This is a genomic window from Luteolibacter sp. Populi (assembly GCF_040801775.1).
GTDB lineage: Bacteria > Verrucomicrobiota > Verrucomicrobiia > Verrucomicrobiales > Akkermansiaceae > Haloferula.
The window spans coordinates 1,533,776-1,550,447 of record NZ_CP161812.1 but is presented as its reverse complement, the minus strand read 5'-3'; the positions used below and the strand labels follow the sequence as shown (position 1 = coordinate 1,550,447).

Annotated in this window: 13 protein-coding genes; 7 read left to right on the top strand and 6 right to left on the bottom strand. The window is 64.1% G+C overall.

Annotation, left to right across the window (positions count from 1 at the left end; genetic code table 11):
* The first annotated feature begins 24 nt into the window (after positions 1 to 24).
* Together ABWK72_RS06065 and ABWK72_RS06060 are read left to right on the top strand one after the other, a co-directional pair.
* The gene (locus ABWK72_RS06065) at positions 25 to 2,682 is read left to right on the top strand and encodes a CHAT domain-containing protein (protein WP_367873889.1); all 2,658 of its coding nucleotides are present in this window, start codon (positions 25 to 27) and stop codon (positions 2,680 to 2,682) included.
* A 9-nt stretch (positions 2,683 to 2,691) separates the two neighbouring features.
* Positions 2,692 to 3,069 carry a hypothetical protein gene (locus tag ABWK72_RS06060; protein WP_367873888.1) on the top strand — a complete coding sequence of 126 codons (378 nt, stop codon included), beginning with the start codon at positions 2,692 to 2,694 and terminating at the stop codon, positions 3,067 to 3,069.
* A gap of 58 nt (positions 3,070 to 3,127) precedes the next feature.
* On the opposite strand, the gene ABWK72_RS06055 is transcribed toward ABWK72_RS06060, so the two are convergent.
* Entirely contained in the window at positions 3,128 to 4,246 is a 1,119-nt protein-coding gene (locus ABWK72_RS06055; RefSeq protein ID WP_367873887.1) for a hypothetical protein, read from the bottom strand.
* Between the two features lie 114 nt (positions 4,247 to 4,360).
* Between ABWK72_RS06055 and ABWK72_RS06050 the strand changes: the two genes are divergently transcribed.
* The 4 genes from ABWK72_RS06050 to leuB all read left to right on the top strand — a co-directional run bounded on the left by ABWK72_RS06050 (position 4,361) and on the right by leuB (position 8,658).
* Positions 4,361 to 5,275, top strand: coding sequence for a hypothetical protein (locus ABWK72_RS06050; RefSeq protein WP_367873886.1), 915 nt, complete (start codon positions 4,361 to 4,363; stop codon positions 5,273 to 5,275).
* A 39-nt stretch (positions 5,276 to 5,314) separates the two neighbouring features.
* Positions 5,315 to 5,890 (top strand): hypothetical protein, encoded by a 576-nt coding sequence (locus tag ABWK72_RS06045; RefSeq protein WP_367873885.1) that lies wholly within the window; start codon positions 5,315 to 5,317, stop codon positions 5,888 to 5,890.
* A 90-nt stretch (positions 5,891 to 5,980) separates the two neighbouring features.
* Positions 5,981 to 7,366 (top strand): AI-2E family transporter, encoded by a 1,386-nt coding sequence (locus tag ABWK72_RS06040; RefSeq protein ID WP_367873884.1) that lies wholly within the window; start codon positions 5,981 to 5,983, stop codon positions 7,364 to 7,366.
* A 188-nt stretch (positions 7,367 to 7,554) separates the two neighbouring features.
* A complete protein-coding gene (leuB, locus tag ABWK72_RS06035) occupies positions 7,555 to 8,658 on the top strand; it encodes a 3-isopropylmalate dehydrogenase (RefSeq protein WP_367873883.1) in 1,104 nt (367 codons plus the stop codon).
* A 72-nt stretch (positions 8,659 to 8,730) separates the two neighbouring features.
* On the opposite strand, the gene ABWK72_RS06030 is transcribed toward leuB, so the two are convergent.
* Positions 8,731 to 10,038: a S8 family serine peptidase gene (locus ABWK72_RS06030; RefSeq protein WP_367873882.1), complete on the bottom strand. Its 1,308-nt coding sequence runs from the start codon at positions 10,036 to 10,038 to the stop codon at positions 8,731 to 8,733.
* 273 nt (positions 10,039 to 10,311) lie between these two features.
* On the opposite strand from ABWK72_RS06030, the gene ABWK72_RS06025 reads away from it, so the two are divergent.
* On the top strand, positions 10,312 to 11,964 hold the full coding sequence (locus ABWK72_RS06025) for a ShlB/FhaC/HecB family hemolysin secretion/activation protein (RefSeq protein ID WP_367873881.1): 1,653 nt from the start codon (positions 10,312 to 10,314) through the stop codon (positions 11,962 to 11,964).
* Positions 11,965 to 12,634: 670 nt separating this feature from the next.
* Here the strand turns inward: ABWK72_RS06025 and ABWK72_RS06020 are convergent.
* The 4 genes from ABWK72_RS06020 to ABWK72_RS06005 form a co-directional block, all read right to left on the bottom strand.
* Positions 12,635 to 14,026 carry a transposase gene (locus ABWK72_RS06020; RefSeq protein WP_367873880.1) on the bottom strand — a complete coding sequence of 464 codons (1,392 nt, stop codon included), beginning with the start codon at positions 14,024 to 14,026 and terminating at the stop codon, positions 12,635 to 12,637.
* Positions 14,027 to 14,061: 35 nt separating this feature from the next.
* Positions 14,062 to 14,184: a hypothetical protein gene (locus tag ABWK72_RS06015; RefSeq protein ID WP_367873879.1), complete on the bottom strand. Its 123-nt coding sequence runs from the start codon at positions 14,182 to 14,184 to the stop codon at positions 14,062 to 14,064.
* Positions 14,185 to 14,487: 303 nt separating this feature from the next.
* Positions 14,488 to 15,387, bottom strand: coding sequence for a hypothetical protein (locus ABWK72_RS06010; protein ID WP_367873878.1), 900 nt, complete (start codon positions 15,385 to 15,387; stop codon positions 14,488 to 14,490).
* Between the two features lie 217 nt (positions 15,388 to 15,604).
* On the bottom strand, positions 15,605 to 16,501 hold the full coding sequence (locus tag ABWK72_RS06005; protein ID WP_367873877.1) for a hypothetical protein: 897 nt from the start codon (positions 16,499 to 16,501) through the stop codon (positions 15,605 to 15,607).
* Between the last annotated feature and the right edge of the window lie 171 nt (positions 16,502 to 16,672).

Below are 16,672 nucleotides of genomic sequence, written 5' to 3'. Positions count from 1 at the left end.
ATATTGCCCGCTTCGCCGATTCCGATGCTCTCGTCGCTCCTCCGTTTGCTCTTGCTCCCCGCCTGCCTTTTGGTCGCGGCGGCGGATGAGGCGGGGGATCTGGCGGCCACCGAAACGGAATTGGAAGGCGTCGCGGCGGAGTGGAAGGCGGCGTGGGAGAAAAGTGGCAGCAGCGAGGACGCGCTGAACTACGGCGAGACTTTGCACGGGCTGGGAATCGTCGAGCGCGGATTGGGCAAGCTGGACGAAGCGCTGCCACATCTGGAGGAAGCCCTGCAACGGCTGGCCGCGGCCGGGCCCTCGGCGCAGGCTGATGCGCTCGAAGCACTGGCGCTGACCCGCCAGGATCTCGGCGCGGTGGCGGCGGCCGGGGAGGATCTGCGCAAGGTCGTGGCGCTGCGCGAAACCTTGCCGCCGGAGCAGCGCGAGCCCTCGCTGGCACAGGGGCGGGATCACCTCGCGCTGAATCTTTTGATCCAGGGCCGATATGCGGAAGCGGGTGGTCTGTTAGAAGAGGCGCTGTCGGGCACGCCGGCCACGGACCATCTGGCGCGGGCCCGCCGTCTCGGCTATCTGGGCCGCTATCTGCACACGCTGGGCAGCCACTCCCGCGCGGCGGCGGCCTGCCGCGAGGCGCTGGCCCTGAAGTTCGACGATCCGGAACTGCGGCTGACCTTGGGCAGCCAGTTGGCGCTGGCGGAACTCCGCCTCGGCAAGCTGGACGAGGCACGCAGCGGGATGGAGAAAGCCGCAGAAAAGGCCCGCGAATTGTATCACGATCCGCGGGTCGCATTCCGGGCCGAGCCTTACCTGAACAACCTCGGCGCGCTCGATTTATCCCAGGGGAAGGCGGCGGAAGCGGCGGCGTCGTTCGGCGAATCGCTCAAGCTGCTGGAAGCGGGCGGTCGCAAGGACGATGCGGCCTTGATCCGGCCGCTCAACAATCTCGGCTGCGCGGAGCAGGCTGCGGGCGACTTCAAGAGCGCGGGCCTGCACCTGCGCCGCGCCGCGGAACTGCAAGCGAAGCACCTGCCACGGGTCCACCTGCGGGTCGCGGAGACGGCGCGCAATCTCGCCCGCAACTCGCTGCTGGCGGGGGAAAGCGATGCGGCGGCGGAGATCGACCGCGCTACCGGGATCGGCCTCGAATTGCTCGATGAGATGATCCGCCACGGCAGCGAGCAGGAGCGGCTGAACTTCTTGCAGCGGCTCGATCTGGTCTCGCTGCCCTGCGCCACCGGCGATGCCCGGCGGATTGCGCAAGTGCTGGCGGCGACCAAGGCGCGCCTGCTCGATGCGATGCTCGAGGAGGGAACTACGACGCATGCCGTAGCTCCGGCCTGGGAGACGATCCAGAAGACCCTGAAGCCGGGCAGCGCCTTCGTGGATGCCTGCCGCTACCTGAGTTCCGATCCCGAAGCGGAGATGCGTTACGGGGCGATCGTGCTGCTGCCGGAGGGGCCGCCGAAGTGGGTGCCGCTGGGTAATGCCGCGGACCTCGACCGCTGGCTGGAGGCCTTCCGCAAGCGCTTGGGCTGGCGGGCCAGCGAACTCGCCGGGAAGAAATCTCCCGCGCCCACGCTCACGCTGCGCAGCGTTCTGCGCTCTCTCTACGATGGCTATTGGGAAGCGATCGCGCGGGAGTTGCCGGCGGGGACCGAGCACGTGGCCTTCTCACCGGACGGAGCCCTCCATTTCCTGCCGCTGGCGGCTCTCTTGGACAGTTCGATGCAACCGCTCTGCACTCGCCATCTGCAGGTCGTGACGGTGACCAGCGCGCGGGACTTGGCGGGCACGCCGTCGCCGCTGCGCTTGGGATCGAGCCCGTGGACCGTGTTCGGCGTCTCGGAGTTTCCGAAGTCGCAGCAGGATCCGGGCGAGGACCGCCTGCTCAACTTGCTGGCGGGTCTCGACTCGATGCCCGGCACGGCGGACGAAGCACGGCGGATCCGCGAGGTTGCCCCGCGCGGCTCGAGCTTCCTGCGCGATGGCGAGGCGACGGAGGCGGCGTTGGTCCACTTGAATCCCGCTCCCGCGGTCTTGCACCTCGGCTCGCACGCCTTCTTCCTGCCCGGCCACCAACCGGCGGGCGGGGTGATGGACTTCGATGAGAATGCGGATCTGCTCTATTCCGGTGGACTGCTCTTGCACGCAGCGGCCATGCGCGGACCTAACAGCCCGATGCTCTCCGGGACCGATGACGTGCTGTTTCCGGCGGAGGTCGCGAAGCTGCCGCTGCACGGCACGCGCCTCGTCACGCTATCCTCCTGCGAATCGGGAGCGGGCACGGCGGTATCGGGGGAAGGGCTGTTAGGCCTGCGGCGCGGCTTCGCCCTGGCGGGTGCGCGTGAGATCGCAGTGGCCTTGTGGCCGGTTTCGGACCGCTCGACGCCGGAGTTCATGGAGCGCTTTTACCGCCTGGCGGTGGCCTCCGACCGGCCGGGACAGGCCCTCTGGCAATGCCAGCGCGAGTTCCTCACGACGGCGGAGGATGAAGCCGGCTTCGAGGCCGCGGGTACTGAGATACGGCCCCTTCGTGATGAGCCAGAACACACCGCTCGAAACCGGCGGGGTGATTGTGGTGAGGAAGAGCGGCTCGCCTTGGCAGAAGGCTTGGGTGGCCCTGCCGTTGCTGGTATTCTTGGGAGCGCGGATTTGGGGGAAGAGGAGAAAAGGGAGTGACCCGCATCCATGAACGTCGTCTGTCCCTGCTGCCGGCACAGCTTCTCCGAACTCTATTTCAAACTCGGAATGCCCTCGCAATGTCCGGGCTGCGGGAAGCGGTTCGACATGCAGCGCGACCACGTGATTGAGCTCGGAAACACCGGCTGGCAGATCACCTGCACGGACTTCCTGCGGCTGCTGCGGGACTCCATGACGGCGGAGGAAGTGGAGTCCTATATCGCGGAACCGCTCGGCCTGCGCGCCCGACCAGTGCCCGGTGGCTGGATCTTCTTCAATCCGGAGGACGACAGCTTCTATGACCCGCAGGTCGTTCATTCCATGATGCAGATGAACCCCGGGTTGCAAGGGCGGATCTACCGGTATGCGATGGATCGGTGGCGTTAAAGGAGTCTCCAGGTCGACACTTCCACCGGCCCTCTCCGGCCTCAGTCGCTTGCGCCGGTCATCGCTTGTCCGCTTTCACCGGCTCGCTGCCGCCGCGCATGCCGAAGAAGGAAGCACGCTGCAGCATCGGCTGCTTGGAAGAACCCTTGGCGCGGCTGGCGACGCTGCCGCCGGCGGACTTGCGGTCGCGGGCGGTATCGGCGCTGGCGGAGACGGGGACATTGCTGACCACCGTGCGTGATGCGCTGACGGTGCTGCCGTCGGGCCGCTTGATCGCGGGCATCTTGAGAGTGGATGGGCTCAGGGATGAGGTGGCATCCCCTTCGTGCGGCTTGCCTTCCACGCCCTTCTGGATGACGCCGTTCAGCGTCACCTGGCCGACGAGGATGCCGCCGGATTCCTTGAGAATCTTGCCGTTCTGCCCGACTTCCAGGAAGATCCGGGGGGCGTCGAGGCGACCCTTATGGACGAAGTCGGCGCCGGCGGCCACTTCGATGCGGCCGGCCTTGGTATTGCCGAGGTGGTAGACGAAGCCATCGCCGCTGGTCGCCTTCAGCTTGCGGGTCGCGGAGTTGCGGTCGAGCTGGACCACGCTGCCGCCGGCGATCATCGCTGAGCCCTTGGCATGGAGCGTGGCGGTGTCCGTCACGGTGACGCGCTGGCCGCTCAGGACGATATCGCCACCGGTGGCGCGGATGCTGCCGGTGATAGTGAGGCCGGTCGCGCTCGCGGGATTCCCTGAGAAGGTCACGTTGCCAGCGCTGAGCAGAGCGCCGGGATCGACGTTCAAGGTCGTGAGCGTCACCGACTTGGCGGCGATGTTTCCGGAGACCAGGAGGTCCGCCTGCGGGGAGACGAAGGAGACATTGCCATTCGAAGTGACATTGCCGCCGATGAAATTCACGCCATTGCCGCCGAGGACGTTCACGACCGAATCGCCGCCGAGGAAGTCGAATACGAGTTCGCTACCCGGCGTCAGGGAGAAGCCGTCATTCCATTGAAAAATGCTATTCGCGCCGATCGAGAAAATCGTGCGTGTACCAGTGGGTGTGATCTCCTCGATCCACGTGGCGGATCCGGGAGTGGTGATCACGATAGCACCGGGGGACTGGGCGCACAGGGGCGCGATAAGGACGGCCGGGAAGAACCCGGCAAGGGACAGCAGGCTGGTTTTCATGTCGATGCGGAATCGGTGGGACGATGGCGACCGCTCGTTCTTTTTTAAAATAAGGAATACTAAGAGGCTTGCAAAGCATTCTTTTTTGGTTTTTATTACATTCCGCTGTCCCCAATGTCCCCCGCAACACCCCAGAGGCACTTGGAAAAGTGCTGGGAAGCCTGCTGGCACCGCGCCCGTCGGCCGGTGGAAGGTGTGCTCTTGTCGGAGGAACGCGCCGCCGAGATCGCGGAGCGGGTGATGCGGAACGTGACGATGGATTTCGAGAGGATCCCGGGTGAAGCGGAATTCACCGCGCGGGTGATCGAGGAGACCACGGAGGCAACCCGCGATCTGGTCGCCGGCGAGCGCCGCAAGGTGGCCAATCCCCAGCTTCACCACGATCCGGCGGACCGCCGCTATCCGCAGAATCTCGATCTGGACCGCCTGCAGCGGGTGCACCCGGAGCGCGGCTATCACGATGCCGAATGGAATCGCCTGCCGGGCATGCTGCGTCCGCTGGCGCTGGCCACGCTGAGCAAGCGCGGCATCAAGGGCCACGACGCGGAAGACGTTTTCATCGAGACCTTGGCGGAATTGGTGCGCGAGCGCGAAGCCAGCCACCGGACTCCCATCCAGGAGCCGACGGTCTTCGAGGAGATCATCCCGCTGCACACACGGATCGTCCAATTCCGGGCGATCGATTGGTTCCGCCGCCGCGGCGCGCAGAAGAACCAACCGAATGCCGGCGAAAGCTTCGACGCGCTGACCGGCGATTCCGAACGACCGCTGCAATTCGAGGATGCGGCCTCCGCGGCTGTCACCTTTGAAAAGATCTACAAGGACTGTCAGGAGGCGCTGAGTTCCATCGAGTGGCAGCTTGTCTACGCTCTCTATGTGGCCCAGACGGCGACGATCCAGGATCTCATCCGGAACAACCAGGTCTGCACCAAACTGGGAATCAAGGGCTCGCTCTCCACCCGCCGCCGTGCGATCGACGACATGGTGAAGACGGCTCTGGAAAAAATCAGGGAAAACTTAGTATTTTGAAAATCTGACCTTCGCGAATGCGATTGGAACATTGAAGCCATGGATCTCCCTCCCCACCTCCATTCCACCCGCAATCTTCTGATGCGCAGCCTGCCCGCGCACGGCCAGGAACAAGCCCCGCCGATGCCTGCCGGACTTGCGGACGATTTGCTGGCACGTTTCGCGCCCAAGTCGGTCGTGATTGCCCGGCCTGTTTCTCTCTTCGGGAAAGCGCGCACCTTCCTCGCGACGCCCGGCTTCGGCCTTGCCGCCACGGCAGTCGTACTGTTGGGAATCGGCGTGCCGATGCTTTCCGGCCCGAGCCGGCAAGAGACTTTCCGCGGTGCCAATCTCGCCGGTGCTGCCAGCGAGGGTCCCGGAATCTGCTTCGTCGGCCGGAATGCAGCGCTGCAGTCCGCGATCGAGAAATCCGGCAGCTTTGAAATTTCCGCCTTCCGCAGCGCCTCGAACCGCGAGACCGCCCTGGCGCTGTCCGGCTCGAAGGTCGTGGTGGATTTCACGACCGACACGATCACCGCCTATGACGCCGAAGGCAACGAGGTGCACTCCGCGAAGATCCCGGATCAAGAGGTCCGCGTGGCCGGCGCGGTGGCCGATGCCGTTTCCAGACTCTGAGTTGGAAAATCCCCCAAGGGGAGGCTCTTCGAATCCCGCGGTGATTTTCCCATGCCTTGCTGGCGGGATCTCTGCTAGAGACTCGCCCCGATGGCGCGCTACCCGACCCGATTCCAGCTCCGCACCCTGTGGAATGCGGCCACCGGTGTCTCGATCCTGATTCTCGGCGCGCTGATTGTCGGGCTGATCTGGCTGGTCGGGAAGATCTTCGGCTTCCTGCAGCCGGTGCTGGTGCCCTTGGCAGTCGCCGCGATCACGGCCTACCTGCTGGACCCGGTGGTGCGGCTGTTCCAGAAGCGCGGGTTCTCGCGGCGCTGGTCGGTGGTCTCGGTGTTCGCGACCTTCACGTTGCTTGTGGCGGGCTTGATCGGCATCATGATCCCGCTGGTCGGCGGGCAGATCCGGGAATTCCAGGCGCAACGCGTGGCGATGGCCGCCAATGCGCAGTCCCAGATCGAGGCGCAGCAAGCTACCGCCAAGGACTCCAACGCTTCCAAGGACTCCTTCGACAAGGTGATGGTCTACGGTCTCATCGATTACCGGAACAAGAACGACTGGGCGAAGCCCTTCATCGATCCCTTGCTCGCTCCGCCCAAGACCAACGACGAGAAAAAGAACCTCGAGCAGGAGGAGAAGATCATTGCCCAGCTTGATCTGGCCAAGACCGGCAAGCCGGTGGATCCGCCCATCGAATTGCGCAACACCAAGGTTTTTGCTGATGCGAAGGGGTATTTCGACGAAATTTTCGGCTGGATCAAGGGCGGCGCCGGCAAGGTGCTGGGCTTCCTGGGTCTGGCACTCGGCTTCCTGATGGTGCCGATCTACCTCTACTACATCCTGAACGAGAGCGCGGCGATCAAGGAACACTGGCATGACTACGTGCCGCTGAAAGCCTCGCGCTTCAAAACCGAACTGATCGAGACGCTCACCGAGATCAACCGCTACCTGATCTCCTTCTTCCGCGGCCAGGTGCTGGTGGCCTTCATCGATGGCATGTTGGTGGGGATCGCGTTGACGATCTTCGGACTGCCGCTCGGCTTGCTGGTCGGGATCCTGATGGCGGTGCTGGGGATCATTCCCTACATCGGCAATATCATCACGCTGATCCCGGCCTGCGTGCTGGCATGGTTCCACTTCAGCGTGCCGGAGAACCAAGGCTGGCTGGGCTCGAATCCCTGGGCCTACGTGGGCGCAGTGGTGGCGATCTTCGTGATCGTGCAGCAGATCAACTCGCTGGTGACCGCGCCGAAGATCGTGGGGGACTCGGTAGGGCTGCACCCGATGACGGTGATTTTCTCGATGCTCTTCTGGTCGCTGATCCTCGGCGGCTTCGTGGGGGCCCTGCTGGCGGTGCCGCTGACAGCGGCGGTGAAGGTGCTCTTCCGCCGCTACATCTGGGAGCGCAAGATCAAGGAAGACGCGGAGGGCGGGGATGCTGGCTACGAGGAATGGGAGCCGTCGGAGGGAGACGCTTGAGCCCGGGCTTTACCTTCCAGGACGAGTTCGCCCGACGCTGACCCACGTGCCGTACGTGCTCCCGATGGCGAACAGCAGGCCGAACACGAACGGCAGCCGGCACCCAGACGATTGCCCATTAAGTCGGCGGGAAATGGGCGCGTTCCGCACTTGGCGGAGCGAAATCCGCGCCCTAGCGTCGCCGTCCCATGTCTCGCAGCTACCGCATTGCAGTTCTTTCCGGCGACGGAATTGGCCCGGAAGTCATGATCGAAGGCCTCCGCGTCCTGGACGCGGTCGAGGCGAAATTCGGATTCACCACCACCCGCGAAGAGCGCTTGGTCGGTGGCGCTGCGATCGATGCGACCGGCCATCCGCTGCCGCCGGAAACGATCGCGGCCTGCGAGGCGAGCGACGGGATTTTGTTCGGCTCCGTGGGCGGGCCGAAGTGGGAGAAGCTGCCGCCGGACATCCAGCCGGAACGCGGCGCGCTGCTGCCCCTGCGCAAGCATTTCGGGCTCTTCGCCAACCTGCGGCCGGGCGTCTGCCTGCCCTCGCTGACCCATGCTTCCCCGGTGAAGAACGAGCTGATTCCGAATGGCTTCGATGTGCTCTGCGTGCGCGAGCTGACCGGCGGCGTCTACTTCGGCCAGCCGAAGGGCCGCGAGGAGCGCGATGGCGAACCGGTGGCCTTCGACACGATGATCTACCGCCAGAGCGAGATCGACCGGATTCTGCGGGTTGCCTTCACCGCGGCCATGGGCCGTGGCAAGCGCTTGGTATCGGTGGATAAGGCGAACGTGCTGGCGACTTCCGTGCTGTGGCGCGAGACCGCCGTGGTCGTGGCCAAGGATTTCCCGGAGGTGGAGCTCAGCCACCTCTATGTCGATAACGCGGCCATGCAGCTGGTGCGGCGGCCGGATTCCTTCGACGTGCTGGTCACGGAGAATCTCTTCGGCGATATCCTCTCCGATGAGATGGCGATGATCTCGGGCTCGCTCGGGATGCTGCCGAGCGCCTCGCTCGGCAAGCAGAAGGACGGCGGACTCTACTTCGGGATGTACGAACCGTCCGGCGGCTCGGCTCCGGACATCGCCGGCAAGGGCGTCGCGAATCCGATCGCGCAGATCCTCTCGGCGGCGATGCTGCTGCGCTTCTCGCTCGGCGAGAACGAGGCGGCTGCGGCGATCGAGGCGGCGGTGGCGAAGGCGATCGACGACGGCTTCCGCACCGGTGACATCGCGACCGGTGCCGCGGGCGAGATCAAGGTCGGGACGACCGGGATGGGCGACGCCGTGTTGGCGAACTTGTGAGGTCGGGCACGCGACCTTTAAAAGGGCAAGCGGCTTTCCTGTAGCGGAACGACTGCGTCGTTCCGCTACCGCTCAAGGTGCTGCCACCGGAGGAGTATTCACCAGAACCCTCAGATACCCCTTCGGTGTCGCCGAGGGCGTCGTGAAGCTCATCGGAAGCATTCCATCCACCGCAGTCCCCGCAACAGGTGTGCCGGTCATGTCCTGCCAAATATCGAGGTCTTCAGAATACTGTACCCCCCAAGTCCCGCCGTTGGTCAGGACGAAGGGATCGGCTGGATTGAAAAGATCCGCGGCCATCTTGAAGGAGATGGCGATCTGGCCGTTGCCAGCGGCCACTGCGGGCGGTAGCGGCAACACTGCGGGATTGGCAGTGGCGGAGCCGAAGAATTCTTCCAGCACGTCCGTGGCACCATCGCCGTCGCTATCCACTTCCGGCTGAGCCTCCACCTGCAATAGCGGGGCAGGGGTGCCAGCGGCGGGGTAAGCGGCAGCCCGCAAATTCGCTTCCACCTGCGCCGGAGTCAGCGTGGGGTACTTCGAAAGCTCGACCAAGGCGGCGGCGGCGGTCAAGGCACAGGCCGGACTCGTGCCGTCCATATAATCGTAGACCCCGGTTTTTGGAGCCGAGTATCTCAGCGCGCGCACATCCTCGCCCGGAGCGTAGAGATCAACAGCCGGGCCGTAGTTCGAAGTGGGAAACCTCTGGTTGTTCAGGCCGCTGGCACCCACACAGATCACCCCGGGCTTCACACCGTAAGCGGAAGGAACGTAGCTGCCGGCATCCGCATTCGAATTGCCAGCAGAGACGACGACTGTCAGTCCGGCGGAAAGCATCCGGTTCATCGCGTCTTCCATGCCGGCGCTTTGGGCGGCGGTGAAGGAACCGCTTGCCAGACAGATCACCCCGGGCATGCGGGTGGCCGCCGTCAGGTGATGCAAGCGGATCTGGTCCAGGGCGACGATGATCGAGCCGGAGTCGGTCCGGGGCGCGCTGTCAGTGCCCATGTAGATGTCCCACACCACCACTTCGATGGGGGTGCCGAGCGCCACGCCTGTCTCCGGGCCGGCGATGATCGAAAGCATCTTCGTGCCGTGCGACCACGTTGCGGAGTTGCCGCTATTGACCCGTTTGTTCAGGGCAATCGTCAGCTTCGGATTCCGCTTGAACCACGTGCCCCAAGTGGTCGTCTGCTTGACCGCCGTATCCACGAGGTAGAGCCGCACCTTCTTCGTGGTCACCGGATAAGAGAAAGCTCGGCTCTCAATATTGCTGCCATCATTGAGGCGCGACTGCGCCCAACCGGCATTGGCAATGTCACCATTCGGGCCCATCGGAATCACCGCTTGCGCACCCGCTAAGACGGGCGTGCAAAGCATGAGCCGGATGAATCCGGAAAGGGCATGGGAAGGGAATTGATTCACGACAATGGGTGGCTACGCGGATCTCTAACTAACTTTTGGGCCCATTGTCCAGCTTTTGTAATCAATCTAATAACTGCCTTTAAAGTCTTAAAAACCTAATGGTTCCAAGGGGCTGGAAGCTGGAAATTCTAAAAATAAACAGATCCTGACTTCTTTTCCTTTTAAGATTTATCTATCTGTTTGGCTTTGCCTTGATAGCAAGGATTTGCTAAGCAATGGCGAGACCCATTGCGCCTGCTGCTTGTCATCGCCCTGCTTGCTTCCGCCCGCGGCCAATCGCTGCCCGGCGTGGAGCCGCGCGTCCCGCAAGCGGCTCCGGTCGAATCGCTGCCACCGGTCCGCGCCCAAAGCGATGCCCAAGCGGGCGGCGAAGTCTTGGCCCGCCACATCGATCGCATCGTGCTCGTCACGCCTGGCGGCACCGCGGAAGCGGACCTCGCTCCCGGGCTTGCCGCTTCTGCTGGGCTGAAGGTCCCGTCGCCCCGCATCCTTTCCGCCCGGCTCGCTCCATGGCGGGGCCGGCCGCTCACCACCGGCGGGCTTGCTTCCCTGGCCGATGAGATACTGATCCATTACGATCGCGAGGGCTACCCGGTGGTCATCGTCGAGGCCCCGGAGCAGGATCTCTTGAAAGGCGAGCTCCGGCTCTCGGTCGAAATCGGCCGCTACGGGGAGATCGGCCTCTCCCGTCCGAAATACGGGAATCCCGACAAGATTCAAAAGGGCCTGCTGCTGCGCCGCGGCAGTCCCGTCCGCCGTGCGGAGATCGACGAGCAGGTCGCATGGTATGGCCGCACCGCCTTCCGTCACCCGCGGCTTTTCGTCTCCCCCGGCAGCGAGACCGCCACCGCCGACCTGCTGATCGCCTTCGAGGAAACCAAGCCTTGGCGGGTGACCACCGGTTATGAAAACAGCGGCCCGGACCTGCTCGGCCGCGATCGCTTTCTATTGGGCGTCGTCGGCTGGACCCCGGGCGAGCACCTGGTGGCCTGGCAGACCGTCGTCGGCACGCCTGCTTCCTCGTTGCTCGCAAATGCCCTGCGCTGGGAGATTCCCTTCCACGGCAGCCACCAGCTCCTGCAGCTCGATGCCGCCTACGCCGAGGTCCAGTCGCGCTACTCCTCGGCTGGCATCCCGCTGGAGAGCGAGGGCTCGTCCTGGTCGCTCGCCGCGCAACAAAAGGTCCCGCTGCCCGCGGTCTTCGGTTGGCGGCAGACTCTCGGCGGTGGCTTTGAACTGAAAGGCACCGACCAATTCCTGCTCTTCGGCGGCGGCTCGGTCTCGCCGGGGGAGGTGGTGCTCTTTCACGGCAAGCTCAGCCACGAACTCGCCCGCTCTTGGGAAAACGGCGGCGCGTCCTTCGAAAGCTCGCTCTACGCCGCCCCGGGAAACGTTAGCGGGAACAACGACGATGCCGCCTTCAAGGCCTACGATCCGGCGTCGGATTCCAGCTACTTCTTCGGCCGCCTCAGTGGCGAGGGCTGGTGGACGCCCGGCGCGGACTGGCAACTCCGCTTCCGCGGCACCGCCCAGCTCGCCGATTCCCGCCTGCTGCCGGCGGAGCAATTCTCCGCCGGCGGCTACCAGACCGTCCGCGGCACCGCCGAGCGCGAATTCGCCGGGGACAGCGGCTGGCAGGGATCCTTCGAGCTGCTCTCGCCCCTGATCTCGCCGGTGAAGGGCTGCGATTTCCGCGTGCTCGGCTTCTTCGACCACGCCGGCCTCGAAAGCCGCCGCGGGGGCCCGTCCTCCTCGCTCTCCAGCAGCGGCCTCGGCCTGCGCATGCGGCTGCTCGACCACCTCGACCTGCGCCTTGACCACGGCTGGCGGCTCGACGATTCGGAAAATCGCACCCACTTCGGAATTAATGCGAATTTTTGAGAACCCCGGGAATCACTGATTTCCAAAGGATCCGGCTAGCCTGATCATCGTTCTTTAAAAATTTCTCGGTAATTTTGGAAATCCGGGGATCCCGATTGCGATTGGTTCAGTAATGACGAGCCTCCCCGATCTTCAACTCAGGACCCGCACTTCGGGGGAAGTGCTGCTGAGCGGAGTGCGGGGCACGGCAAGTCGGGAACAAGCGGCACATGGCGAACTCAATCGCCAGACTGCCGCCTCCTTCCAGCATGTGGAACCCCGGACGGGGGGAACGGCTGACAGGGTTGGGATCACTCAAGCAAAAGCAGGTCGGGGGACTTGCCGCGCCGGATTCCGCCTCCTGTGCCGTCTGTCCGGATACCGCACCCCAGGGAACGGCGCGTTATTGGTCGGGGGACTGATAGCGCCGTCATCCCTGCAGCTTTCCAGCCATTGGCATCACGGGCTATTCGGCCGGGATCGGGGGATCCAGGCACGCCTCTGAAGCCGCGTCGGGCGCTATTTTTCTAGCCCGGCTCATGAGACCGGCACCGTCAATCCGGGGGGATTAAGACGGTGCCGGTTTTTTGTTTTTCGAAGTAGCCCGGCTCTCCGAGCCGCGACTGGAGTTTGGCCCGCGTTGGACGCCGATCTAACAGATTTGCCCCGGCCTTCCCGCGGCGGTGCTTGGTCAGGCCGCGGCGAAGAGGGTGGCCGCCAGGGCGGGGCGGGGTTCCGGCGCGCTCGCGTCCGGAGGGCGGCGTGTCACGAAGCGGTGGAAAGTCCCCGGCCGCAGCGCCCCGGCCCAGATCTCGTAACGCAAGAGGCGCTGGAGTTCGCCGGTGGCGGGAAGCATTCCGTCCGGGCGGTCCTTGCGCCACTTCGGCGGGGCGAGGCTGCGCGGGCGGTCCCCGTCTCCCGCGGCGTGGCACTGCAAGGCCGCGATCCACAGCAGCGAGTAGGCGGCGACGGTGACCGCGGGCAGGTGCCGGTTGGAAGCGGCGGTGCGGACTTGTGCCTCGCCCGTGCCGAGGAGGGTCTTTTCCTCGCGGAAGTTCACCTCGATGCCCCAGCGCCAGAGGTAATATTGCAGCAGCTTTTCCAGAGGCAGGTCCGGATCGGTGCAAAGCAGATAGGCGGGCTCGCGGTAGAGGAGCCGCGAGCCCTTCTTGAGGCGGTAGGCGAGCGGGGCGATGACCACCAGGCGCAGCATGACGCCCGGCCCGGCCTTGGGCCACAGGACCGGACCGCAGGTCTTGACGCGGAAGTCATGGCGCTTGCCCGCGGCGTGGGCCGTGATGATCTGCCAGGGCACGCTATCGTCCTGGCGGAGTTCTTCGGGAGTCGGGGCTTTCTTGCCGTAGCGTGGCGGCCGGCCGGTGGCTCCGGGGACGGGCGGCTCCGGCGGGTGGTGGAGGGCGGTGTCCTTGCGGGTGCGCCCGATGTAGGTGCAGCCGTCCGGCAGGCCGCGCAGGACCGCCTTGTTGGTGAAACTGCCGTCGCCGCACAGGACCAGATGGCGGCCGTCCGGGATATCGCGGCGCAGCCCGCCGACATGCTCCAAGGCCACGCGGTTGAGATTGTGCTGCTTGAGGGCCTCGCGGTGATCTTTCAACCGTGCCGGGGTGGCGTCCTTGCCGGGCTTGCGCGGGGTCGGCGCGTGATGGAAGCCGACGGGCACCATCCGCGCGCCGCCGTCTTCCAGGGGCCAGGCGGCGGAGATCTGCAGGTAGCGCCGGGCGTGGACGAGGTTGGTCTGGAAGGCCGGCCCGAGCGGGTCGCGCTTCCAGCCGCTGCCGTGGATCTTCCTGCCGGTCTTGCGCACGATGGTGTCGTCGATGGCGGCGACCAGCGGCTCGCCGGCGGGGAGCGCGTCGAGCAAGGCGTCGCGGGCCCGGCCGAAGAGGACCGCTTCATCGACGCGGCCGCGCGAATAGAGCCGGTAGTCGGCGGACCAGTCGTGGTGCTGGCCGCCGCGGCTGCAGATTAGATTGGTGACCGTGGCGCGGGACTGGCCGAGGAGCACGCCGAGCATGTGGCCGTGGAGCAGCGCGGCACAGGACGGGGTGCCGGTGGCAGCCATGGCCGAGGATTGGAGCAGGCCGTTGAGCCCGTCGCTCAGGAGCGGCGCGTTTTTTTTTGGACGTCGACAGGGTCGGGCGGGACTTCCTTGCGGGCGAGGATGAGATGGCCCTTGTCGGCGATGATCCACTCGACGGCCTCGCCCTTGGAAAACTCCATGGCTTGGGCGACGGCGGAAGGGAAATTGATGTAGGTACTGTTCGCTGGCCTGGCGGCTGATGAGCTGGACTTTGGTGGGAAATCCCATGCCGGCAATACTAGTCGATTAACTAGATAAGAGTCCAGTAAAATCAAGCAGTCCGGACAAGGGCGTGAAGCAAATCCGCGAGGGTGTCTAGTCAGGGGCCAAACTTCAGAGAAGGGTGCATGGCAAGCCATGCACCCTTCCCTTGGTTGATTCGAGCAACTTGCGTTAATTGCTGCGATTGCCGTTTCCCGCGCAAAGGTCGGGCCCCGGGATCGTCAAGGGGTAACCGCCGGGAAGGCCACGACGTTGAAGTCCGCCGGCGAAAGCTTGTCGGTCTGGTCCTGGGTGAGGATCTTCCACTTGCCATCTGCATAGCGCACGCCGAGCACTTCATCCACATTCTCGGCCGCCGTGGGGGTAAAGACATGTTGGATGAAAAGGACCGCGTCCGGTTTGCCATCGGTCAGGGGATTGGTGATCGTGGTTTCGAGGTCGGTGGTATTGGCATCCACCGCACTGTGGCGGAAGGAAATGGGGGTCTTGGCGACCTTGAGGTTGGTCACGTCGGCCACATTGTAAACCGCGGCGATGTTAGCCTCGGTATTGTCCTGATAGATAGACCAGCGGCCGGAGTAGGGCCTCGCCGGACCCGTCGCAGGGATATAATACAGCGAGACGTTGTTCGGCTGGATCACGCTGTCGAGGGTCAGGACCGGATTGGCCAAGTGGGTCACCAGAAGATTCGCGGCGGCATTACCTTTCTGGGTCGGGAAGAAGGCCAGAACGCCGTGCGAGTTGGTCGGCGTCACGCTGACCCGCTTGGCGGTCGGGGCGATCATCACGTTGAAATTGGCATTCACCGGGAGGTCTGCGTTGTCCTCGTTGAAGATCTGCCATTTCTTGAGAGTGACATTGTAGTTCACGCCCACTGCATGCGGGTTGTAGACGCCCGTGAAGTACTGCGTGACGATCAGGCGGAGTGTCGGCTTGCCGTTGAGCGCGGGATTGTCGATGGTCAATATGCTGCCGCTCGTATTGGCCGCCGCGGCAGTGACGCGGAAGACCTTGGGCGCGCCGGCAGCCTTGGCGGAGGAGGTTGCGACGAAGGCTGCGGACACAAGGCCCAAAGCGAGATTCTTGCACCAGGTGGAATGGAGGAACGAGTGTGTTTTCATATGTCGCGGTGTCGGCCGCAACGGGCTTCCTACCCGTTGATTTTGAGGCAGGTCAACACCCTTCTTTTTTGAAACCGGGCGCGCTTTTGGTGCGGATAAGGCTGCTTTTCCGGGCCTCGGGAGAGGGCGGATCGAGCGTCCGGCAGGGCTTGTGGCGGGAACAAAAAAGCCGCCGGGAGAGAGCGATCTCCCGGCGGCTTTGGAAAACCTGCGTCGCTCAGGGCGTGACCGTCGGAACCACGGCTACCACGAAGGCCGTGTTCGGGGGCATGGCGGTTCCGTCTTCATTGAAGATCAGCCACTTTCCGCCTTCGTAAAAGACCGCTACTTCCTCGTTCAGATAGCTGGAAGCACCGGTGCGATAGCGGTGTTTGACGAAGACCGCCGCGGCGGGTTTGCCATCGGTCAGCGGATTGGTGATCGTCGCGAAGTGGCCACCGATATTGTCGACGGTGGCGACGAACTCGAATGCGGCGGGAACTTTGGCGAATTTGAGTTTAGTCACGTCCGCGATGTTGAAGCCGACCGGGCCAAGATTGCCGGCAAGAACACCGCCTTCATTGTAAATGGTCCATTTCCCGGAGTAGGGAGCGCCATCTTCTTCCTCTTCGAAGAAGGTGCCGAAGAAGCTTGTGAGCCGGATTCCGGGCATGCCCTTGACGGGGTTAATCACGTGGCTGGCCAGCAGCAGGGCATCGGGCTTGCCCTTCCCGACGAGGGTGAAGCTGCGATTGGAGAAGGTATTGGCCGGTGAGCACAGCAGTTGCTTGGTGCCGGGGGCGACCAGGACGTTGAAATTCGCCCCTGCAGGCATCGCCGCGCCGTCCTCGTTTTCGATCACCCATTTCGCAGCTTCCGTATCATAGCGGAAGCCGACCGGATGCGCGTTGTAAACCCCGTCCCAGAATTGGGTGAGGACCGGTTTCACGTTTGCCTTCCCGTTGAAAGCCGGATGATCGATCGTCAGCGAGGCACCGGAAGTGTTGCCGACACTTGCGGTGAAACGGTAGGCTTTCGGACCGCCAGCCGCTTGAGTTGTGGCAGTGGAAACGAGGACGATGGCGGCGAGGGCAAGTCCCCCGCGGATGGATTTGAGGAATAGGTTGGATTTCATCGTGTGTAGCGGTTTCAAACGCGCTACCACGCTGAAGAATATTCCGTGACGGTCAATATCTTAGTTGGAGTAACAATGACACGCCGTGACGGAGGGATAACTTCTCTCCGGCTTCCTGATTCGGAGGGAGAGGGCCAACCGGCCGCTCGCCCGTGTGGGACGGTTGGACCG